Source organism: uncultured Meiothermus sp. (assembly GCF_937863175.1).
GTDB lineage: Bacteria > Deinococcota > Deinococci > Deinococcales > Thermaceae > Meiothermus.
Map to the genome: position 1 here is coordinate 1 of NZ_CALMCQ010000327.1, position 21539 is coordinate 21539.

A 21539-nucleotide genomic window follows, 5' to 3' on the forward strand; every position below is an offset into this window, starting at 1 on the left:
CGAAATGCGGTTGGAAAAGCCAGTGGGGAGATAGTCCAGATGGGCCTGGGCAAGGCCTTCAACCATTTGCCGGGTGCGGGCGCGGGTTCGGGTATATGGGGTGCGGGTTGTATAACCAGCCGGTGTTTGCTCATGGCAGTTCTCTATACCAGAAGGCTTCAATGGTCTCGAGCTGCCCGTCGTCATCAAGAGAAAAGGTCAAGTCCCATTCCCCCTGTATATACGTCAGCCAGGGATGGTCTGGATCGCGTTCTTCGCCCTGCTGCGGGGTGGGCTCGCCAAAGAGCTCGATGAGGTCGGCGCGGGTGGTATGGGGGGTAAGGCTGAGTGGTTGCCGGCCATTGACGAACGCACCCCGGTAGGCTTCGTAGCCACTGAGAGTGCTGTGTTTGAGAAAAAACATGTAGCCCAGGATGATATTCTCCTGAAATTCGATGGCGAGACCATAGGGGGCGTACTCGAGGATGCTGTCTTCCAGGTAGCGCGCTTTGCGCCTTGTAAAACGGTTGACCAGCTCTTCAAACCAGACTGGCCGGGATCGCTCGGTAGGAACTTCCTCCCCCAGAAAAGCCAGTCTGGAAACATCCTCACCAATTGCAACCCCGTTGAGTTTCCAGCCATCAAAGTCGAAGGTAAGCGCGGAGGGATTCATGCGGTCATAGTAGCAGGAGAGTAAACGGCGCCCGGGTGGGACTGCCAAACCGGCATACCCAGGGATGGATAGGCGTTTTTGTGAGTGCAGCACCCTTATTAATACCAGGGTTGGGCCGTGGCAACCATGAAACAGGCCAGAGGCTGACCCCCAGTGCGGAGAGATTTTCAGCAGCGAGGGATTCGGAACAATTGTTTCCATAACCCGCCCCGTTAACTGGCCCTGCTTCCCAGCGTTTAGAAATCACCGGACTTCCCTCCTGCCCTTGTTAGGGTGGGCGTAGGGAGAGGATTTGACTGCTGATCATGACCCAACTGGATGCCGCTACCGGAATTGAACGTGCCCTGCAACATCTGGCCAATGGGGAGCCCTTGTTGGCCCTACGGGTACTGGATCGGGTTTCCTGGATGGATCTGGGCTGGCCGGACTACTGGCGGGTCAGGGCCGAGGCTTTCTTGCTGCTAGGGGATTACAAACAGGCGGCCAGCAGTGCTAAAGAGGGTCTGGTTGAGGATCCCGACAGTCTACCACTGCTCTTGCTGCACCTCAAAGCGCAAGTGGAATTGGGCGAACTTGACCAAGCCCAGTATGTCCTCGCATATGCCCTGCGGCTGGCCCCGCACAACCTCGAGCTGCAAAGCCTGGCCGACTCCCTAGACCTGCAAATTGACCAGCGCTCTGAAGCGCCCCCCGCTGTCTCACTACCCCCCGCGCAAACCATCCCCGATGTACCCGCCCATGCCCGCGACGACTGGAAGACCGCCAAGGACTGGCGTTCGGGCAAGCCTCTCTTCAACGAGGCCGATGCCAGCGCAATCAAACGGGCTTTCAAAGCTCATAAACCCACCTTGGCAAACACTTCCAGGGTACCGAGCCGCAATTTCTCCTTTTTGCCGCCGATCGGGTTTTTGCTGCTATGCATGGCCCTGACCGGTTACTGGCTATGGTCGCATATGGGCAAATAGGCTGCGAGTCCGTTGCCTTACTGGGGTTTCTCCAGCTCAGAGTCCCGCGAGGCTGCGAGTGTGGAGGTTGCCCTGATGACGCCACACCGCCGTATGTTCCAAACTCGGATTATGCTGAACCGAAGCCGTGCATGGTTATGGTGGGCGCACCTGGTGGTTTCTGTGCAGACCTGTTGCGTTGCCCAGACTGCGTTTTTGGGGATTCATTCGGTGGAAACACCAGTTCCCCATAGAATTGACCCAGAAGCGGCGGGAAGTGGCCTCGAGCACGCCACTCCCGCACGGTTCCTGGTATAAGCTAGGGCGGTATGTCCTTTGACCCGAATGGATTCCCAACCTTACCTCCAGCCTCTGGGCGTTTGGTAAAATCTGCTCTCACTCATGCTTCACGCGCTTCGCATATGGTTGGCAGCATGAAGCGATTGTTGTCCCTCGTGGTGTTGTTGGGTGTGGCTTTAGCGGCCCCCATCGAGGAGGTGGAGGTGTTAGGTACCGATACCGTGCTGGCGGCCCTGGTACGCATCTCACTTCCTTTTGGTGTTGGCGATGAACCCGGCGATCTGGAGCAGGCCCGGGCGGCAGTTCTGGGTACTGGCTATTTTCGTGATGCCAGGGTGCGCCTGGATGGCAACAGGCTGGTGGTTGAAGTCACGACCAACCCGGCCATCGCCCGGGTTACTGTGACTTCCAAAGCCTTTCCTGAGGCCAATGTGCTGCGTTACCTGGAAACCGAGCAGGCCATTGGGGTAGGCTCGGTGTTCAATGCCAAGAAGGCGACCGAGGCCGCCCAGGCCCTGGCCCGAATTTACCGCAATGAGGGCTTCCCGTTCGAACCCAAAGTGACCCCTGAAGCCAAAGATCTGCCAGGTGGGGTGGAACTCAACTTCATTGTCGAAGAGAATCCTGAACTCAGATCCGTAGAGGTTGGAGCGGCAACTTACGTGCCTGTAGAGCGCCTCGAGCCCCTCTTCCAGCCGGTGGTGGAGGACGGACGGTTCTCCTTTGATCGCTTCCGTGACGCTGTAGGTCGTACTGCCGATATATACGCCGCAGCAGGTTTCCGGGGCAGTGGGGTGGATCTGACCCGAACCAGTCTGATAGAGGGAGTACTCCGGGTGGCTTTTAGTGAGCTCAAGATTGCCGAGATCAACGCTCGAGGCGTGGATATTAGTTCGCTGGGCCTCCGGGTGGGGGATCCGTTCAACGTAGATCGAATTCTGGACGGGGTTAACGTCTTGTCCCGCACCATCAGCCGGGTGATTGACTTCCGGCCAGAGCGGGTTGGCCAGGATGGGGTGCGCCTGGTCTTTCAGGCCGGAGAACAACGCTTTGGAGCTATCCGCGAGGTTCGCATCGAGGGCAATACGGCAATTCCAACCGAAAAACTGCTGACCCGGCTTCGCCTTAAGCCTGGAGATGAATTCAACCCCGCGCTGGCCAACGAAGATTTCGCTCGAGTCCTGCGGGAATACCGCGACGCAGGTTTCGACCTGGTGGGCCAGCCAGACATCACCTTCCGCGAAGGGGTCTATGTTCAGCGTCTACGCGAATTGCGCATTGCGGGTTACCGCATAGAACCTGCTCTAACCCGCACCGATCCCAGCGTGTTTTTGCGCGAAATGCCCCCGGTTGGCAGCTTGTTTTCGGTGAGTTCCTTGCGTCAGGGCATCACCAATATCCTGCGTACCGGACTGCTGCGCGAGCCACCGGGTGTACGACCCCAACAAGGCGAAAAGCCAGAAGACGTGATTGTTGTGCTGAGCTTCCGGGAGGCCCAAACCGGTAGCTTCATTCCAGGGGTCTCCTGGAGCAGCCTGACCGGCTGGGAGGGCAATATCGGCATCAGTGACACCAACCTGTGGGGACTGGCCCACCAGTACAACGTGACGCTGGGTATCAACCCCAACGATGCAGGTCAGTTTCTAACCTTTAGTGCTTCATACCGAATTCCCTGGATATACACGGATTTTGCCGACTTCCAGGAGGTGCGCACCTCGTTTGGCGTGAGCGTATATAGCCAGCCGCAGGCCAACATCAACTACCCGCTGGAACAGTTATTCAACGGAGTAACCCCAGACCTGAACGGGGACGGGGTGATTGACGACAAGGACAGAACCTCGATCTGGCAGTACACCGAACGCAAGACGGGCATCAACTTTTCTATTTCTCGCCCCCTGAACCGCGACTTCCCCAACCTGCGGCTTTCGGCAGGCCTGGGGTGGGAATGGAATGTCCCCTCGCTGGAGGTAAACGATGCAAACCGTCCTCGATGCCTGGTCAGGGTTCCGGACTCTGGTAACAAAGCCAGCCCTCCAGTGGCCGAGGATACCGCTTGCAGCAATGCCTTGCTCCAGGATGCCCAGAACAGATTTGACCAGAATGTTCGTGAGTTTCAGGCCATTACCCTGAATCTGGGGGCTACTTATACCACCTTGAATAATCCCACTTTCCCCACGCAGGGCTTTGCGGTCAACCTTAGTACCGGCTACGGCATTACCTTCCCCAGGGGAGGCGATGTGACCCAGTACGTGCCGGTGGTGGTGACGGGTAGAAACTACTTCCAGATTGATCAGGCTGCGCGCCAGGCTATTGGCCTGCGACTTTCTTTTGGGACCATTCTGGGTACGGCTCAGGACAGCCAGAAGTTCAGTCTGGGTGGCAATAGCACCGATATCACTACCCTGCGCGGTTACGACCCCCGCTTTCTCGATAAGGGAACCACCGTGCTTAATGGCACCCTCGAGTACGGCTACGATTTTGGCTTGAGCCCTGCCGGCGGAACCAATATCTATGGCTTTGTTTTTACCGACTTTGGGCGTATCTGGCCGGCCCCCGCAGGGCTCGATTCCTTCTTCCTGGGAGCAGGGGTGGGCATGCAGGTCAACCTCGATCTGCTGGGAGCGATCCTGCCGCCGATCCGACTGGACTATGGCTTTAGCCAGCGCAATCCTACGGGGCGTTTCGCGTTGCGGCTGGGACTTGGATTCTAGCAGCCCTTTAATCACTAAGCTTTACCATAAATACACCATCCATCAAGAAATGACCCCCTGGGCATGTGCTCGGAATTTGGAGAACCCCACACGATTTGTGTAACCATCCCCGGTGGCCTCAGAGCCTACTTGCCAGATACATAAGCGATCCCTCCCTGCGCCAGGCAAGGCGTAAGGAGGGGCTGGCTATACGGGCGATATTTATACGGTAGGCTTCCTGCATAAATCAAAGAAAGCCCTCTGTGCAGAATTCACCCCCTCCTGGTTGGCCTGTCCAGCCTCGGCTTACCGTCTTGTAAGCGGGCCAGTAGAGGTCGTTCTCCTGTTGCAACACAGGCAGATCACGTCCAGCTTTTGCTCGAGATTAAATACAAGCCCTTTTGCACCCGGTTTTATCGATGGAAATGGGTATCTGAGTTCGTGCAGCGCTAGGACATTGCCACCTTCGGCTATATCATGGATTGCTATGGATGCGGCGACTCGTCTAAACCGCAGGGTGCTCGAGGAAAGCCCGGAATATTTCTGGGAGCGCTTTTCGCAGTACGCCCAGACCTGGCCGGTGAGCCCTGAGCCCCTGGGAAGCCCTTTGCTCGAGGTGCTCACCCCGCTGGGCCCGCTCTTTGCTTTTGACCGTACCCTGGCGCCGCTCTCGGGCAGTGAAACACCGCTGATTTTGCACGGTCAGGTGGAGCACTGGGAAACGGCCCAAAACACCAGTGCCGTACAGCATCTCAAGGGTGGGCAGTATCGGATGACGGGACAGGTGGAATCTGTGCTGGACGCCAGTTTTTTTGTATTGCAGCTGGAGGGATCGGGCGGTGAAACTCCGTTGCGACTGGTGCTGGCCGCCCAAAACCTTCCCGGTGCGGGAAGTTGGGTCACGGTACGACTCCTGCCCCCCCTCATGGTGTTTCGCCCCGATTCAAGTTCACGCTAAGGCATGAAAGAATAAGCTACCGTGCGTTTGAGATAGTGGTTTCTGAGGTTCATCACTCCTGACCCGAGAAGCCGGGAGGGGGTGTGATACCAGATTCGGAACCCGACCGAAGGGAGACGCTTTTTCCGCCGACCATCAGGGAGGGGTCTGCTCCAGGATTCAAAAAGAGAGCCTCTGGGTTCCCGGGTTGGAGGATGATCTTTTTGAATCCGGTATGATCCGAAGGGGTATTGTCCTGGAAACGGCCCCCACCTGGCGGGTCTGTCCGTCCGTTCCCTCCTCCACCAGGAGGAGCCAGCGGAATTGTTGATAAGCCTGGTAGTCTCGATAGATTGTGAAATCCTGTTGGCAACAGCTATACTAAGACCTGTTGGACAACAAATGCTCTGATTGAACAAAAGGGGCTGGTTCGGCGACGTATACTTTTACAGACGCTTTAGTTCGTGAAACATTTGCGGTGGCGGTTTTAGCCTATGATTTGTCCGCGTTGTGGCCATACCAACGTTGCCGGTGAAGAGAGCTGTGCACGCTGTGGTAATACCTTGTTGCCAGGGGGCACTTTTGTACAAGAACGGCGCTGGGTGAGCGCGGTGTTTTTCGACCTCTCCCGCTTTACCGAGTACGCGCTGGCCCATCCCCTGGAGGATACCTGGAAGGCTGCCAATACTGCGCTGGAAACCGCTGCCAATCATGTGCGGCTGTACGGCGGGCATATAGACAAGTTTTTTGGCGATGGCTTTCTGGCAGTGTTTGGGGTTCCACGCAGCCAGGAATCCGATGCGCGCTCGGCGCTGGAAGCTGCGCAGGCCATGGTGGCCTCGAGTACCCTGCCGGGGCGGGTGGGGGTGGCCAGTGGGCTGGTTTTGCGGACACCCCTGGGCGGGGGCTTGGCGGGGGATCAGACCGTGCTGGGGCCAGCCGTCAATCTTTCCCAGCGCTTATCGCAGGCAGCACCGCCCGGCGAGGTCTGGTGTGACGCTACCACCATGCGTCTGATTCCGGGCGCACAGACCGAAGCCCTCCCCCCGCAGCCACTCAAGGGCTATGCGGAACCACTGGTTCCCTTTCGCTATCTGGGATTGCGCTCCGATCCACCGGATGCGCTGGGGCGTGACCGAGAGGTACAAATCTTACGGCAAACCCTCGAGGTCGTGCGCGCAGGAGCCGGGCGGCGGGTGGTGATGTATGGGCCGATGGGGGTAGGCAAATCGCACCTGGCGCAGCACTTTATCGAAACCCTTCCCGAGGGCGTTCGAGGGGTGGTCGCGCCGCGTCTAACTACCGGTGTGGCCCTTCGCTATGCCTTGCGCCAGGGACTGCAAAAACTACTGATTGACGGGCTTTCACGGCTAAGACAGCTCGAGCTGCCCGAGCACCTGCGTACCATTCTGGATTTCAGTATCGGGATAGAGGAGCACCCTGGCCTGCCCACCAACGAGCTGGATAGCCTGCTGATACAGACCTGGTGGTCACTGCTGGCGCGGATTGCTCAGGATAGCCCCATCGTGGTGGTACTGGAAGATTTGCACAATGCCGACCCGACCGTGCTCGAGTTCACCCGGCGGCCCGCTCCGCCGGGGGTGATCCTGCTGCTGGTGGCCCGCCAAAACCGCTGGGAAGCGGAGGATGATCTGGTGCCTCTCCCGCTGGAGCCCCTGTCGCTCGAGGATACCCAGCGCCTGATTTTGCGGTCTCGCCCCGATCTTGGCCCCGCTACCAGCCTGCATCTGGCGGAGGCCAGTGGGGGTTATCCGCTGGCAGTGCAGGCCCTGAGCCTGACCCCCAGCGGCGAGCCGGAACCCATCCCACTTTACCAGCCCCGGCTGGATAGTCTGCCCCGGCTGGCCCGGGTAGCCCTGCAAGCGGCTGCTGTGCTGGGCTCCACGGCTCCGCCCGAGCTGGTTCGGCATCTGGTAGGGGAGGAAGCCGACCTGACCCGCCTGGTAGGGGAGGGTTTCCTCGAGGCCGATGAACACGGGCAGTTGCGCTTTGCCATTCCCTGGTTGCGCGAAGCAACCCTGGGCCAGGTGGGGGGGCAGCAGGCACAGAACTGGCACCAGCAGGCCGCCCGCTGGTATCAGCGCCAGGGTCGGCTGGCCGAAGCCGCTACCCACCTCGAGGCTGCGGGCGATACCGCATCCGCCTACCGGATGTGGCGGGTGGTGGCGCAACAAGCCTGGAACGAGGAGCGCTACTCGGGGGCCCTTCTGGGCTACCTCGAGGCCCTGCGTCTGGCCGAAGGCAGCGTGCGCTGGCAGGCTGCGCTCGAGGCCGCTCAGGCCCACCTGGCCCTGGGCCGCTACTCGGAAGCCCTCGAGCTGGCCAGCCTCCCGCTGGAAACCCAGGAATTGCCGGTTTCGCTACGCCAGCGGGTCTGGGCGATTCGCCTCGAGTCCAGCCTGGCCCTGGGTCTGGCCGACCTGCTCGAGCATCCTGTGGGCGCATGGGCGCAGTTGGTCCCGACTGGGGATCGTCCCAGGCCTGAAGAAATTGTCGAGCCGCGTCTAGCCCTGGCCCTGGCCCGTACCGTACCGATCGGAGAGGCTCAGGTGTTCCTGGAAAGGCTGCCCGCCAACCTCGAGGGATCGGCCTTGCTGGTGCGTGCGCGGGGCTGGCTGCGATCCGGGCAGGTCGAACGGGCCCAGGTTGAGAGCGAGAGGTACCTCAACGACCATGCGGGTAGCCCGGCTGAAGGTTTTGAAGCCCGGCAGATATTATCCGAAGCCTTATGGCGGCAGTTCAGGCTGGGCGATGCCTTGAAAGCCCTGGGCCAGCCGCCGGGGGATGTACTGCCCGCCTGGTTTAGCAGTCTATACAACAGCAGCCTGGCCGCTTTGCGACTGGATTTCGGCCAATTAAAAGTAGCAGCCACCTTGCTGGAAGAGAGCCTGCTGTTGCTCGACGGCGCGCCCCCGTGGGTTATCGAACAGGTGAGCCGGGTTCGCCTGCGCTTCCTGATCGAGTCGGGCCACCTCGACGACGCGCTCTACTTCGGCGAACTGGCTGTGGCCCAGGCCCCTTCTCCCAGCCTCCTGGCACACCTGGCACTGGCCTATGCCCTGGCCCCTGGACGACAGAACGGGCTCATGTTGCAACGCCTGGTTCGTGGTCTGGAAGGCATTGATAACCCCGAAGTGGGGGCCATCTGCGAGCTTGCTCTGGGGCTCCGTAAGTGGTATCAGGATCAAAACGGGGTCACCCATCTACGCAAGGCCGTGCTTCTGGCGCGGCGTAGCCAGAGTCCAAGCTTCTATTTTTATGCGCTGACGGCCCTTGGGCTGGCCCAACAGACCCAAAACCCCAAAAAAGCCCTGGCTCTCTCGCATTATCTGCTAAGCCAGTCGGCGGGTCGCGGTTTTGAAGTGCAACACGGTTATTCTCGCCTTCTGCGCGCACAGCTTTTTCTGGCCGAGGGCCGCGAACCCACCGGCCTGTTGGAGCTCGAGGCTAAAACCCCGCTGGCTCAGCTCTGGAAAGCCCTTTTGCTGGCAACCGTTCAGGGTGAAAAACCCAGCCTATCCGCCCACCATTTCCGAGGACACGGCATCCTGGGCATCTGGGCGAGGTGGTTTTCCCACACGCCTTTACCCACCCTGGAACTGCGCTCCGAGCAGCCGGAGTGAGCTTAGGGTTGGGGCGGTTGCCGGCGCACCGATGTACGGAACCCGGAGGTAGTTATCAAAGCAGCCAGAGCGGTTTTCAGAACGCAGGTGGCCGTTCCCTGGACAAAAAGTTGCACCGGGCATTTTTTGGCCGCTGGAGCAGTGGCTCAAATCGCGACCGGACTGCCATTTGTCCTGAGCTGCCGGACTAGGGCCTTGCAACTGGCTATAGGCAAAGCGGGGAGGAACCCGTATCGCGTGGTAGGTAGGCCGCTGCCTTAAGCTTTGGCCAGTCTTCAGCAAAATCGCTATAGAATGAAAGCCTGATTTTGCCCCCTTTTTATGGATGCCCAAAGCGCCCAGGCCATCGAACTGATTCGCTCCCGCATGCCCATTCAGGAGCTGGTGGGGCGCTATGTGGCCCTCAAACCCAGCGGCAAGGGCACCTGGAAGGGGTTGTGCCCCTTTCACCAGGAAAAAACCCCCTCGTTTCAGGTTAACGAAGCCAAAGGGCTGTGCTACTGTTTTGGCTGCAAAAATGGCGGTGATATCTTCGCGTTTCTGCAAAAGATCGAGGGCATCGAGTTTCGGGAGGCCCTCGAGCGCCTGGCCCAGGAGACCGGCGTGGAGCTGCCGCAGTACAAGGGCCGGGGTTCTGCACGCAAAGAGACCCTGCAAGTCCTCGAGCTCACCCAGACCTATTTCCGGGACAACCTCGGTGGCGAGGCGCTGCAATACTTGCAAGAACGCGGCCTGAACCCCGAATCCATCGAGCAGTTTGGCCTGGGCTATGCCCCAGGAAACTGGGAGGGCCTGAGCCGATACCTTCACAGCCACGGGGTCAGCCCACAGGAAGGACTGGAGGCGGGCGTGCTGATGGAGCGCGAGGGACGCTTTTTTGACCGCTTTCGCCACCGGGTGACTTTTCCCCTTCTCGACCCCCTGGGCCGCACCGTGGCCTTTACCGCCCGTGCCCTGGCCAAAGACCACCAGCCGAAGTACCTCAACTCTCCCGAGACGGCCCTGTTCAAGAAAAGCCTGCTGCTCTATGGCTTTCCCCAGGCCCGTCAGACCATCCGCGAGCGGCAACGGGCGGTGGTGGTGGAGGGACTTTTTGATGTGATTGCTTTGCACCAGATGGGCTTTGCTGAGGCGGTGGCGGTGCTGGGTTCATCGCTTTCTACCGAGCAAGCCCACCTGCTGAAGCGGGCCAGTGCGGCCGAACTCCATCTCTCCTTCGATGCCGACGAGGCCGGGCGCAAAGCCACCCTGCAAAGCCTGAACCTGGACATTGCCCGTAGCTTTCTGGTCTATGCAGTCTTGCTCGAGGGGGGCAAAGACCCCGGCGATCTATTGCTGGTGCCGGATGGCAAAGACCGTTTCCAGGCTGCCCTGATGGCTGCGCTGCCCGAAGTGGAGTACCGCTTTGAGGTGGCCTCCCGTGGGCTGGATCTGCGCCGCCCGGAGCACAAACAAAGAGTCCTCGAGGCCCTCAAACCCCGCCTGATCTCGGGCGAGCCCTTTGACCGGGTGGTGGAGAAGCTCAAGGCCAAGGTGATTGGGGCGCTGGAGCTTTCACCTCGAGCGCTGGAAGACTATCTGGCCCAGGGGCGATCCACTTCCGGACGGGCAGGCGCCCGTGCGTCCGGCAGCCAGGAGCCCCCACGAGGCCCGCTCCGGCCGGATATGCCCGCCAGCATCGGGCTGGGTCGCCCCGACCTGACCGAAAAGCGCCTGCTGCGCGAGCTGGATGTGATTGCCCTTTTGTACTCGGTGCCCGAGGAAGAGTTTGTGCAGTGGTCGCTGTATGTCGAAGACCATACCTGGCCCCCCGAGGGCAGCCTGCTGGCCGACTTCATGCAAGCGGCCCGCTCCGAGCAGGGCAAAAACCGCATCCTCAAACATTTCGAGCAGCGGGGGGAGGGGGCTCGGCTGATTGATGTGCTGATGAAAAGCCCCAGTTTTGAGCGCATGAGCCTCGAGACCCACCTGGCCATCGCCATGGCCCGGGTGCGCGAGGTCTACTACGAGATGCGCCTGGATAAGCTCAAAACCCAGCTCAAATCCACCAGCGACCTGGACGAGGTGCGGGCCCTGACCAAAGACATCCAGGAAGTGCTGCAGGCCATCGAGGCCGAACGACGGGTGTACAAGCGCTGATTCAGAGCCACTTTCTGTCTAGCTTGAGCCAGCCCCTCCCCCTGCTGGGCAGAGCGCACCCAAGACGTGAGCGCGAGCCGCAAATCTTTGCAAACCCGTAGCTCGTGGGGCCGTTGGTCTTTACAGATACGGATCCTCTTGGGCGTTCAGTTTTGGAAAGAATGAGACCAGATTCGAAGCCCGACCGAAGGGAGACGCTTTTTTCGCCGACCACCAGGGAGGGGTCTGCTCCCGGATTCAAAAAGATAGCCTCGGGGTTTCCTGGTTCGAGGATGATCTTTTTGAATCCGGTATGTGATCGTTCCCTGGACAAAAGTGCTGTGCATGGCAGGGAATCTTTTTTTTGCCACTGGGAGTTGCAACAAAAACAACGAAAGCCACGATAAGATGGTGCTACGCTGCGCCACAGTGCGTTAAAACTGCAAGCCGAAGCGAGTTGCCTGGCTCCTCCCAGGGTGTAATGCCCACCGGTATACCGACCCCTGATCGTACTTTTCACTGTGGCGACACCTGGCTCCCATGAGTACCATTACCCTCGAGCGCCTTTCTTTGCCGCACCAGTGGGACGCGCTGAGTGCCGAGCCCAGCCTGGGCCTGCTGGCATCGTTACAGGCCCTGCCTGCCTTGCCGCTGCGAGAAGCACGACGGGCCTATGTGCTGTTGATGCTCGGGCGACTGGACGAGGCGCAGAAACTTCTAGACGGAGCGGAACCGTATCCGTTGCTTCAAGCTGTGCAGATGGCGATCTGGGTGGAGCAGCACCACTTCGCTCGAGTGCTCGAGGCCGCCCCGCAAAAACTCGAGGGCCTGCCCGTACCCCTCCTCCTGGAGGCCCAGGCCAGGGCCTGGCTCGAGCAGTCTAAGGCCCGGTTTCATCTCTGCCAGTACCGCGAGGCCTGGAAACTGGTGCGGCAGGCGGCGGATCAGGCTCGGACACTCCGGATGTCTTCGCTCGCGCTGGTTTGCGAACTCCATGCGGAGGAATGCCGCACTGCACTGGACGAGACCGGGCTCGACCTCTCCCACTATGAGCAGATGCTGCGGCTCCAGGCCGACACTGCGCCCTCGCAGGAGTCGCGGGTGATGGCCTATATGGCACTGGTGCGGTTGCTGTCGCGGCAGGGTCTGTACGACAAGGCCATGCGCTTTACCCTCGAGGTGCCCAGGCCACTCAATGGTCAGCACTTTGTGGAGTTGATGCTGGTGCTCAACCGCCTCGACGATGAGAGCGACTGGGGAAAGCTAGAGCCTCGTTACCAGGGCCGCCTGCACGCCATCAAGGGGCTGGTGGGCCTGGACGCAGCGTTCATCCTGAGCGGCCCACCGCCGGATCCCAGCTTTCACCCCCGACCCTATGCCGAGTGGAACATCGCCTTCGGTTGGGCCAGGTTGAGCCAGGGCGAGTATGCGGCAGCGCTCGAGTACTTCCAGGCGGCTTTCGTGCCGCGCTGCGAGTGGGATCTCCGGTTGGTTCGCGGTATGGGCCTGGTCGAGTTGTGCCTGCTGTCCCCTGAGGCGATGGCCGAGTACGACCTCGAGCCCTTGATCCAGGAGACGCAAGCCTTGTTAATCGGGCGCATCAGCCCGCAGTCGCTCATCTTGCGCCTGATCCCTCGAGGGATGCCACACGCCACGACGCTGCTGCTGACGCTGCCCAAACCCTGTGTTGCGCTGCACGAGTCGGCTCAGAGCCAGCTCTTGCTGGTCAATCCTGCCGGCCTGAGTATCGCCGGCGTCACCCACGCCAACACCTCGGCGCTGGTGAAGCTGCTTGAGGGCGACACTGAAGGCATGACTCCTGGTGCACTGCGCACCAACCGGCACCGCCTGAACCTGTTCTTGCAGCAGTTTGGACAGCCCACCGTGGTGCGTGGGCGGGTGGTATGGGCAGCCATCCAGCGCCTCGCCCACAGCGCCGAGGACGCTGCGCTGTGGCGGGAGGTGCGCGACCGCTACGCTCGAGGGTTTTCGTATGCCGAATAACTTTATTTTTTGTAGTCTCCTGTAACGCTACTGGCTCTGTATAACGCAGTCATAACGCCCCGATCACCACCATGGGCCTGGAGGTGGAGGGGAGTGTGGTGGACGTGCTGTGTCTGTGGCCGAGCCCGGTTGGGGTAGGTTGTCCCTTTAAGTTGATGTGCCCGACTTCGACGAGCCATTGAAGGCTGCACCCTCGAGCGCATCGTGCTGACCCGGTGGGTTACATCCCGAACCGAGAAGGCGAGCGATTGATCTGGCTCACAGGAATTTCCCGGCAACTGAGCCTCCATACCCCGGAGGAATCCATGACCCCGCTAGACATAACTCCCCCCGCAGTGTTCTTCGAGGAGATCAGTGTATGAAACCCAAAAAGTTAACAATCCCCTTGCTGCTCCTGGCCCTGGCGGCCTGCCAGGGTGGGATCGACACCACTCCGCCCACCATCGCCAGTAGCGTCCCCGCCAGCGGGGCCACCGATATCGCCCTCTCCACCAACCTGGCCGTCACCTTTTCCGAACCCATGAGCCAGGGCTCGGTGACGGTAAACGTGTTCCCCGCCCTCAGCCTGGGCGCGCCGGTGTGGAACACCCCCAACACGGTGGCCTTCGACCCCCCGCCCCTTGCAGCAGGCATCAGCTACACCGTGACGGTAGATGGCAAGGATCTGGCCGGCAACGCCCTCTCCGGCACCAAGACCATCACCTTCCAGACCGTGCCCCCGCCCGACAACACCCCGCCCGCCCCCCCCACGGGGGTCAAGGCCACCGCGGGTGACGGCGAGTTCTTCGTGGACTGGAACCCCAACCTCGAGCCCGACCTGGCCGGGTACACCGTATACGTGGGCACCGCCGCCGACGCGCTGGTTCCCACCCTGTTCGTCGAGAAACCCGCCGTGCTGGCCAAGGTAACGGGCCTCGAGAACGGCAAGACCTACTTTTACGCGGTGGACGCGCAGGACGCCAGCGGCAACCGCTCGGCCAGATCCGCCACCGGCACCGTCTCCCCCAGGGACATGGTGGCCCCCGCCCTGACCTCCTCCGAACCCGCCAACGAGGCCCAGGATTTGATGCTGGTCCCGGCGCTACGCTTCACCTTCTCCGAGCCCATGGACAAGGACTCGGTGGAGATCGGGATGTGCGTGGGTACCGACCCCCCGACCAGCGCGACCTGCACTACACCCGCCCCCGTGAACTTCGGCCCCCCCGTCTGGAGCGAGGGCGACACGGTGGCCCAGTTCACCCCCACGGATCAACTGCAAAGCGGTAGAACCCACGTGCTGGTGGTCTCGGCCAGGGATAAAGGCGGCAACCCCCTCTCCGGGCCGAACCGGGTGGCCTTTTCGCTGCGGGCCACCCCCGACACCACCCCGCCCAGCGTGGTCTCGCGTAACATCCATAGCACCCCCACCACTGGCAACGGTTTTATCGGGCTGACCTTCAGCGAGGCCATGGACCAGCAGTCGGTGCAGGCCGCCTTCCTCAGCCAACCCGCCATCGCCTGTAGCTGGGTCTGGACCGGCAACACCGCCGGCTGCAGCGGGGCGTTGCGGCAGCTTTCCACCTACACCATCCCCCTGGGTACCGGGGCCAGGGACAGTGCGGGCAATCCCCTGGCGGCTCCGTACCAGTTCAGTTTTACGACCCCCAACTTCAACCCCCGTGTGCTGAGTTTCAGCCCCAGCGGCCGCTTCGGGTCGCCGATTGGCATATCTCCAACCGCGCCCATCGTGGTCAATTTCTCCGAGCCGATGGAGCAGCCCAGCACCCAGACGGCCTTCGAGGTCAGGGTGGGCACCACCCTCAAACCCGGCACCTTCACCTGGAACCCCGAGGGTACCCAGATGACCTACACCCCCAGTTTTCCCTACGGCAATGGGGTCACCGTCACCTGGAAGCTCGGCACCGGGGCGATGGAACTCGGCAGCGGGAGTCGCGAGATCCGCCTGCGTTTGCCCGCCGAGGTGAGCGGTTCGTTCACCACCCAGCCGGTCATCGGCCGATAGGCCCAGGAGAGAGCCATGCGCACACTGTTCACGGTCATTCTTATTGCGGCCCTGACAGCCTGCCAGGGGTCGCAACCTCAGCAACTGCCCCCGCCCACGGTAAGTGAAGACACCACCCTCGGCCCCCGCACCATCACCGTCACCGCCACCGACAGCGGCGGGGCCAGCTCCACCACCAGCCGCACCGTTAACGTGGTCAACACTGCCCCCACCGTGGCCATCAACGCCCCCTTTGGCGGGCAACAGTTTTTCCGCGGGGTCAACTACACCCTGCGCGGGGTCAGCTACGACCCCAACGAACCCAACTTCCAGCTCGCCTGCGGCAGCATGCGCTGGATCAGCAACGTGGCGGGCGACGCCTTCCCCAAAACCGGCTGCGACGTGGCGGCCAGCTTTGCCAGCAACGGATCGCGCACGCTTACCCTCACCGGGACCGACTCGCACGGCGGCAGCGCCAGCGCCACCGTCAGCGTCACGGTGATTGATCCGCCCAGCAATTTGCCGCCGGTGGTCAACCTCACCAGCCCCCAGAACGGCATCAGCATCGGGCCGGACACGGTGGTCAAGCTGAACGGAACCGCTACCGACCCCGAAGGCGGGGCTGTCACGCTCTCCTGGGACGTCACCACCGGCTACAACCCCTCCATGGGCACCGGGTTCCAGACCCTGCCGGTCACGCCCGCCCCGAACGGCGACTGGAAACCCTCCGACAGCATCAATTACACCTCCTGCGAGGTGAGCGACACCCTGCGGCTGCGGCTGAAAGCGCGTGACCCACAGAACAACGAGGGCTTCGACTTCATCGTCATCAAGGTCACCCGCATCTGCTAGTGGGAAAGGAGGTCAGCAGTGAACACGGTAAAGAGGTTTTGGTATCCAGCCCTGCCGGCCCTGGCGCTGCTCCTGCTGGTGGCCTGCACCCAGGCCCCAGGCCCCCGTCAGCCGGTGGTGCGCCCGGAGACCCGGGTGCTCGACCAGGCTACGCGGAATGCCCTCGAGGACTTCCAGTCCGACGGCACCCTGGTGTTCCCCGGCGCCGCCCCCTTCAAGACCGGCGACGTGCTGGTGAGCGAGCCCACCGCCAGGGCCCCCGAGGGGCTCTTGCGCAAGGTGACGGGGGTGGAGGCCTCCGGCGGCAAGACCCTGGTGCGCACGGAGCAGGCCCGGATCGGCGACGCACTGCAAAAAGGGAGCCTGCGGGTCGAGCAAGAATTAAGCCTGAGCGACCTGGCGTCTGCCACCTTCCATACCCAGGGGGTATCGTTGCTGAGCAACCCGCCAGGCCAGGACGACGGGGAGATCAAGCTAGCGATTCAGGTGAAGCTGGGCGAGGGCAACCTCGAGCCCCTCGCCATCACCGGCGAGCTGAAGTTCAAGCCGGTCATTAAGGTGGACTTAGACCTCAACTGCGGCTTTATGTGCGTCTACGACAACGACCTGGACTTCCTGGGCCAGATCGGGATCAAGCAGACCAGCCTGATCAAGATCGCGGGCAAGGCCGGGTTCAACCTCAAGAACAAGGTCTCGCTGGCCACCTTCCGGTTCAAGGCCCTCACCTTCTTTATCGGGCCGGTGCCGGTGGTCATCGTCCCCCAGGTAGTCATCGAGCTGCGCACCGACGGGTCGGTCACCACCCGCATCGACTACCAGGTCAGCGGGAACCTCACCGCGGTGGCCGGGGCCAAATACGACGGCAGTTGGAAGAACATCAGCGAGCTAGACTACAGCTTCAAAGCCGGGCCGGCGGAGGTATCCTTCCCGCTGGCCGGGGTGGCGGAAATCAAGGCCGTGGCCGCCCTGCGCGGCGAGCTGCTTTTCTACGGGGTGGTGGGGCCGACCCTGGAGTTTGCCCCCTTCGTCCATATCGACCTCAAGTTCCCCCGCGACCCCATTCTGAAGATAAACGCGGGCATCCAGGGCAACGTGGGCATCAAAATCGAAGTACTGGGCTTCTCCAAGCACTACCAGACCGACCTCTGGGACGACAGCGTCGAGATCGCCCGCTCCGGCAACTCAGCCCCGCAGGTGAAATTCCTCAGTGGGGGCAGCGGCGACATCGGCCCGTGCTGCACCCTGCGGGTGGAGGTGCTCGACCCCGAGGAGGGGGCGAACTGCTGCACCGTCTCCTTCAAGTCGAGCAACACCTCCGACGGCACCGGTGGCAACCTGGGCAGCGGCAGCGGCGTACAGCCCGAGGTGGCACACACCTTCACCACCCTGGGCAAGCGCACCATCACCGCCACCGCCACCGACTCCAAAGGTAAGGCGGGAACAGCAACGCTGGAACTGAACGTGGTCAACACCCCGCCCACCGTGGCGATTAGCGCCCCCTTCGGCGGGCAGCAGTTTTTCCGCGGGATCAACCACACCCTGCGCGGGGTGAGCTACGACCCCAACGAGGCGGGCTTTCAGCTCCCCTGCTCGGGTCTCTCCTGGATCAGCAGCGTGGCCGGGGACGGCTTCCCCCGCAACGGCTGCGACGTGACCCTGAGCTTCCCCTCCAACGGGCCGCGCACCCTGACGCTAACCGGCACCGACTCGCACGGCGGCAGCGCCAGCGTCTCGGTCAACATCACCGTGATTGACCCGCCCAGCAACCTGCCCCCGGTGGTGAACATCAGCAAGCCCTTGAACGGCATCGCCATCGGGCCGGATCAGGTGATCCAGCTCGCCGGAACCGCCGCCGACCCCGAGGGTGGGGCCGTAACCCTTGCCTGGGACGTGCTCACCGGCTACAATCCCTCCACCGGCACCGGCTCCAACCTCTACCCCGTCACCCCCGACGCCAGCGGCAACTGGAAGCCCAGCGACTCGATCCCCTACAACGTCGGCGGGGGCTGCGAGGTGAGCGACACCCTGCGGCTGCGGCTGAAAGCGCGTGACCCACAGAACAACGAGGGCTTCGACTTCATCGTCATCAAGGTCAACCGCATTTGCTGAGGAGGGAACCCGTAACGAGGATTTGGGATCTGGTCGTGCGGCTTTTGCTGCGCCAGGCGCAGGATGCCCAGCGATTTGCCCCACTGGAAAACGGTGTGTCACTAGTTCAAGCTTTGGCGTTTAAGTGGTTTCTTGCGGCGCTTGCACAGCACATTGCGAGAGAAAATGTGGGTCAAGGCGGGGCGCAAGGCCCAACCCCGTGCGGGGAGTTCGAACAGCCAGAGTGGCATACCCGCGAAATGGGGGGATCAGGGGCTAGGGACGGGGCAAGCAGATCAAGGGTCGCAAGCGACCCCTGTTGGTAGAACCTGAGGGGCCGGGACTCCAGGGCAAGGTGTTGCCCACCAACATCACCGATGCCCAACGACTTGGCTGAGGAACTACTCAAGAAGACTCGAGGACACTGGAGTTTCCTGGTCATCCACAGGCGGTGGGTAGTGGAGCGTATCTTTGCTTGGCTCAGCTTCTACCGCGGGCCCAACCTCGACTACGAGTTTCTTTACGAAACCTCGGAAACCTTGATCTACACGGCTATGATTCGGCCTACTGCCAGGTGATGGGTCGCCTCGAGGCTTTTCAGAGAGTCTCTGAGGGGTGCGCACCGCCTCGTCGTTGCGGTTTCGGGCTTTGTACACCCCCGGGACATTACTTGAATCCGCCTTGTTTACCGCGCAGTCCAGCCCAGATCCATCACCTGCGCCGAGCCGGTAATGGCTGCGGCCTGGTTTGAGGCCAAAAAAAGCGCGTACTCTGCCACTTCCGCTGGCTCAATCAAGCGTTTGATGGCCGCCGGAGCCAGCATCACTTTCTCGATCACCTCGGCTTCGGTGATCTGCAGTGTGCGGGCCTGATCGGCAATCTGGGCTTCGACGATGCCGGTCTTGACATAGGCCGGACAGATGGCGTTGCAGGTAATGCCATGCTCCGCCACTTCCAGCGCCACCGTTTTGGTCAGGCCCATCAGCCCATGTTTGGCCGAGATGTAGGCCGATTTGTAGGGACTGGCCACCAGGCCGTGTAGCGAAGAAATGTTGAGGATGCGTCCCCATTTCCGGGCTTTCATACTGGGCAAGGTGTACTTGATGAGCTGGAAAGGAGCGGTGAGGAGCACCTGAAGCATCATGTTCCAGGTTTCTTCGGGGTATTCATCTACTGGATGGATGCGCTGGAGACCCGCGTTGTTGACCAGGATGTCAACGGGGCCCTTGGCAAGTGCACTTCGGGCCAGCTCCTGCACCGAACTCTGGCTGGAAAGGTCAGCCTGGAGAAAGACGCCTCCGACTGCTCTGGCAACCTCGCCCGCCAGGGGGGAGAGGTCATTCAGGATCACTCTGGCCCCTTCTCTGGCAAATACTTCTGCGATGGCTTTGCCAATGCCGCTTCCAGCACCGGTGATGAGGGCGGTTTTACCGTGGAGTTGCATGGGTCTATCTTACCGAGGCGAAAGGACAAAAAACATCTCGAGCACCGATTTTCGAAGGCTTATCAATTTCTGCTCACTGAGGTTCTTGCTCAGTACAGTGCCAACCAAGCCATGACTGCTGTCAAGCATCTGGAGGACAGAAGTCCATTGCTGTTAGCCGTTTATTTTAGCCAAAATTGTGCTATCCTGCGTGCTGCTTACAGCGCAAGATAGGCTTTTTGCACACCCTGGTCGCTGGATAACTCTTTAGCACTCCCGCTCAACACCACCCTGCCATGCTCCACCACATAACCCCGGTCGGCCACTTCCAGGCTCAGGGCTACATTTTGCTCGACGAGCAGCACGCCCATGCCTTCGGCCTTAACCTGCGCGAGGGTGGAGAGCACTTCCTCGGCCAGTTTGGGTGAAAGCCCCAGGCTTGGCTCGTCTACCATCAGGATGCGGGGCTTGCCCATGAGGGCCCTGCCGATCGCCAGCATCTGCTGCTCCCCGCCGGAAAGCGTACCGGCCATCTGCAACCTGCGCTCGGCCAGGCGAGGGAATAGGGCATAGATTCGTTGGAGTTCGCTGGTCTTGCTCGACCATGCCAGGAATGCAGCTCCCAGCAACAGATTTTCTTCGACGCTCATCAGCGGGAACAACTGGCGCCCTTCGGGTACGTGGCCCAGGCCCATCTGGGCACGCCTGGCCGCGGAAACTCCCAGCAGGCTCTGCCCATCCAGAGCAACTCGGCCCGTCCAGGGTTTGAGTAGCCCAGAAACGGTGCGCAGGGTGGTGGTCTTACCAGCCCCGTTGGCGCCCAGAAGAGCGACCAACTCCCCCTCGGCCACCTCGAGGCCCAGCCCAAACAACACCTGCGCTTTGCCGTAGCCAGCCGTGAGGTCGGAGACGCTGAGCTTCATGGACTCCTCCAGTCGGTGAGAATTTCCTTCCGCCCTCTATGCTCGACCCTTATCAAGCACTCCTCCCGAGATAGGCTTCGCGCACCTGGGCATTTGCCGCCACCTCGTCGTAGCGTCCCTCGGCAATCACCTGACCGTAGTCCATCACCACCACCCGATCGGCGAGGGCCCGCACCACCGGCATCAGGTGTTCGATAAACAGCACCGTCACCCCGCTGGCCCTGGTTCGCTTAACCAGCTCCACCGCTTCCATGGCCTCGGCTGGGCGCAGACCAGCCATTACCTCGTCCAGAAGCAGCAGTTTGGGCCGGGTGCACAGGGCCCGGGCCAGCTCGAGGCGCTTATCCTCCAGCAGCGTCAGCTCCCCCGCCTCGGTGTCGGCTTTGCTGCTAAGGCCGGTCAACTCGATGACCTGCTCGACCACTTTCTGGGCAGTTCGCAGGGGGGTGCCTGGCTTGCCATAAATGGCCCCTACCATCAAGTTTTCCCGCACGGTCATCTCGAGGAAGGGCTGCACAATCTGGAAAGCCCGCCCCAGCCCCTTCCAGGCCCGTACCTCGGGAACGGTGCGGGTGATGTCGAGGCCCAGAAACTCAATGCGCCCTGCATCCGGGCGAATTAGACCCGAAAGCAGGTTGAGCAGGGTGCTTTTGCCCGCGCCGTTGGGGCCAATCACCGCCAGGATTTCGCCCCCATGTACCTCGAGGCTTACCTCACTGGCCGCTACCACCCCGCCAAAGCGCTTGGTCAGTCCCGTGGCTTTAAGCATGGCGGGCTCCTTTTCGGCGGGCAAACAGGCCCATTAAGCCCCTGGGTAAAAACAGGATGGTCAGCACCAGAATCACCCCGTACACCACCAGATAGCCCTCGCCGATGCGCAGACGCAGCCAGGTCTCGAGGCTCACGATGATCAGGCCTCCCAGTAGCGGCCCAGTGGTGGTATAAAGCCCCCCAAAAATCGGGATCACCAGCGCTTCGACGGC

Annotated in this window: 14 protein-coding genes and 1 pseudogene; 10 read left to right on the forward strand and 5 right to left on the reverse strand. The window is 61.4% G+C overall.

All coding sequences use genetic code 11. The features are described 5' to 3' along the window. Positions 1-130: 130 nt before the first annotated feature. Positions 131-652, reverse strand: coding sequence for a hypothetical protein (locus Q0288_RS12320; protein ID WP_299430838.1), 522 nt, complete (start codon positions 650-652; stop codon positions 131-133). 305 nt (positions 653-957) lie between these two features. Between Q0288_RS12320 and Q0288_RS12325 the strand changes: the two genes are divergently transcribed. The 10 genes from Q0288_RS12325 to Q0288_RS12370 all read left to right on the forward strand — a co-directional run bounded on the left by Q0288_RS12325 (position 958) and on the right by Q0288_RS12370 (position 18788). Next, complete coding sequence (locus tag Q0288_RS12325) at positions 958-1617, forward strand: hypothetical protein (RefSeq protein WP_299430840.1); 660 nt, start codon at positions 958-960, stop codon at positions 1615-1617. 413 nt (positions 1618-2030) lie between these two features. Then, the gene (locus Q0288_RS12330) at positions 2031-4607 is read left to right on the forward strand and encodes a BamA/TamA family outer membrane protein (protein WP_299430842.1); all 2577 of its coding nucleotides are present in this window, start codon (positions 2031-2033) and stop codon (positions 4605-4607) included. A gap of 466 nt (positions 4608-5073) precedes the next feature. Then, positions 5074-5544, forward strand: coding sequence for a hypothetical protein (locus tag Q0288_RS12335; protein ID WP_299430844.1), 471 nt, complete (start codon positions 5074-5076; stop codon positions 5542-5544). 473 nt (positions 5545-6017) lie between these two features. After that, the gene (locus Q0288_RS12340; RefSeq protein ID WP_366914764.1) at positions 6018-9167 is read left to right on the forward strand and encodes an AAA family ATPase; all 3150 of its coding nucleotides are present in this window, start codon (positions 6018-6020) and stop codon (positions 9165-9167) included. A 321-nt stretch (positions 9168-9488) separates the two neighbouring features. Beyond that, complete coding sequence (gene dnaG, locus Q0288_RS12345; RefSeq protein ID WP_299430848.1) at positions 9489-11306, forward strand: DNA primase; 1818 nt, start codon at positions 9489-9491, stop codon at positions 11304-11306. Between the two features lie 519 nt (positions 11307-11825). Then, complete coding sequence (locus Q0288_RS12350) at positions 11826-13289, forward strand: hypothetical protein (RefSeq protein ID WP_299430850.1); 1464 nt, start codon at positions 11826-11828, stop codon at positions 13287-13289. 358 nt (positions 13290-13647) lie between these two features. After that, the gene (locus Q0288_RS12355) at positions 13648-15291 is read left to right on the forward strand and encodes an Ig-like domain-containing protein (protein WP_299430852.1); all 1644 of its coding nucleotides are present in this window, start codon (positions 13648-13650) and stop codon (positions 15289-15291) included. A 15-nt stretch (positions 15292-15306) separates the two neighbouring features. Then, positions 15307-16122, forward strand: coding sequence for a hypothetical protein (locus Q0288_RS12360; protein ID WP_299430854.1), 816 nt, complete (start codon positions 15307-15309; stop codon positions 16120-16122). Positions 16123-16140: 18 nt separating this feature from the next. Further along, on the forward strand, positions 16141-18231 hold the full coding sequence (locus Q0288_RS12365; protein WP_299430855.1) for a hypothetical protein: 2091 nt from the start codon (positions 16141-16143) through the stop codon (positions 18229-18231). A gap of 356 nt (positions 18232-18587) precedes the next feature. Then, complete coding sequence (locus tag Q0288_RS12370) at positions 18588-18788, forward strand: hypothetical protein (RefSeq protein WP_299430857.1); 201 nt, start codon at positions 18588-18590, stop codon at positions 18786-18788. A gap of 107 nt (positions 18789-18895) precedes the next feature. On the opposite strand, the gene Q0288_RS12375 is transcribed toward Q0288_RS12370, so the two are convergent. The 4 genes and pseudogenes from Q0288_RS12375 to Q0288_RS12390 all read right to left on the reverse strand — a co-directional run. Continuing rightward, on the reverse strand, positions 18896-19654 hold the full coding sequence (locus tag Q0288_RS12375; protein WP_299430859.1) for a 3-hydroxybutyrate dehydrogenase: 759 nt from the start codon (positions 19652-19654) through the stop codon (positions 18896-18898). A gap of 197 nt (positions 19655-19851) precedes the next feature. Continuing rightward, a complete protein-coding gene (locus Q0288_RS12380; protein WP_299430861.1) occupies positions 19852-20556 on the reverse strand; it encodes an ABC transporter ATP-binding protein in 705 nt (234 codons plus the stop codon). Between the two features lie 52 nt (positions 20557-20608). Next, complete coding sequence (locus Q0288_RS12385) at positions 20609-21325, reverse strand: ABC transporter ATP-binding protein (protein ID WP_299430863.1); 717 nt, start codon at positions 21323-21325, stop codon at positions 20609-20611. After that, a pseudogene (locus Q0288_RS12390) lies at positions 21318-21539 on the reverse strand (branched-chain amino acid ABC transporter permease); the annotation flags it as partial. The pseudogene Q0288_RS12390 and the gene Q0288_RS12385, both read right to left, overlap by 8 nt.

Excerpts from the sequence above, each read along its gene's own strand:
- Q0288_RS12375 (WP_299430859.1), bottom strand. The coding sequence starts at position 19,654 with ATGCAACTCCACGGTAAAACCGCCCTCATCACCGGTGCTGGAAGCGGC.
- Q0288_RS12320 (WP_299430838.1), bottom strand. The coding sequence starts at position 652 with ATGAATCCCTCCGCGCTTACCTTCGACTTTGATGGCTGGAAACTCAAC.
- Q0288_RS12370 (WP_299430857.1), top strand. The coding sequence starts at position 18,588 with ATGCCCAACGACTTGGCTGAGGAACTACTCAAGAAGACTCGAGGACAC.
- Q0288_RS12350 (WP_299430850.1), top strand. The coding sequence starts at position 11,826 with ATGAGTACCATTACCCTCGAGCGCCTTTCTTTGCCGCACCAGTGGGAC.
- dnaG (WP_299430848.1), top strand. The coding sequence starts at position 9,489 with ATGGATGCCCAAAGCGCCCAGGCCATCGAACTGATTCGCTCCCGCATG.
- Q0288_RS12340 (WP_366914764.1), top strand. The coding sequence starts at position 6,018 with ATGATTTGTCCGCGTTGTGGCCATACCAACGTTGCCGGTGAAGAGAGC.
- Q0288_RS12325 (WP_299430840.1), top strand. The coding sequence starts at position 958 with ATGACCCAACTGGATGCCGCTACCGGAATTGAACGTGCCCTGCAACAT.
- Q0288_RS12335 (WP_299430844.1), top strand. The coding sequence starts at position 5,074 with ATGGATGCGGCGACTCGTCTAAACCGCAGGGTGCTCGAGGAAAGCCCG.
- Q0288_RS12385 (WP_299430863.1), bottom strand. The coding sequence starts at position 21,325 with ATGCTTAAAGCCACGGGACTGACCAAGCGCTTTGGCGGGGTGGTAGCG.
- Q0288_RS12360 (WP_299430854.1), top strand. The coding sequence starts at position 15,307 with ATGCGCACACTGTTCACGGTCATTCTTATTGCGGCCCTGACAGCCTGC.
- Q0288_RS12380 (WP_299430861.1), bottom strand. The coding sequence starts at position 20,556 with ATGAAGCTCAGCGTCTCCGACCTCACGGCTGGCTACGGCAAAGCGCAG.
- Q0288_RS12355 (WP_299430852.1), top strand. The coding sequence starts at position 13,648 with ATGAAACCCAAAAAGTTAACAATCCCCTTGCTGCTCCTGGCCCTGGCG.
- Q0288_RS12330 (WP_299430842.1), top strand. The coding sequence starts at position 2,031 with ATGAAGCGATTGTTGTCCCTCGTGGTGTTGTTGGGTGTGGCTTTAGCG.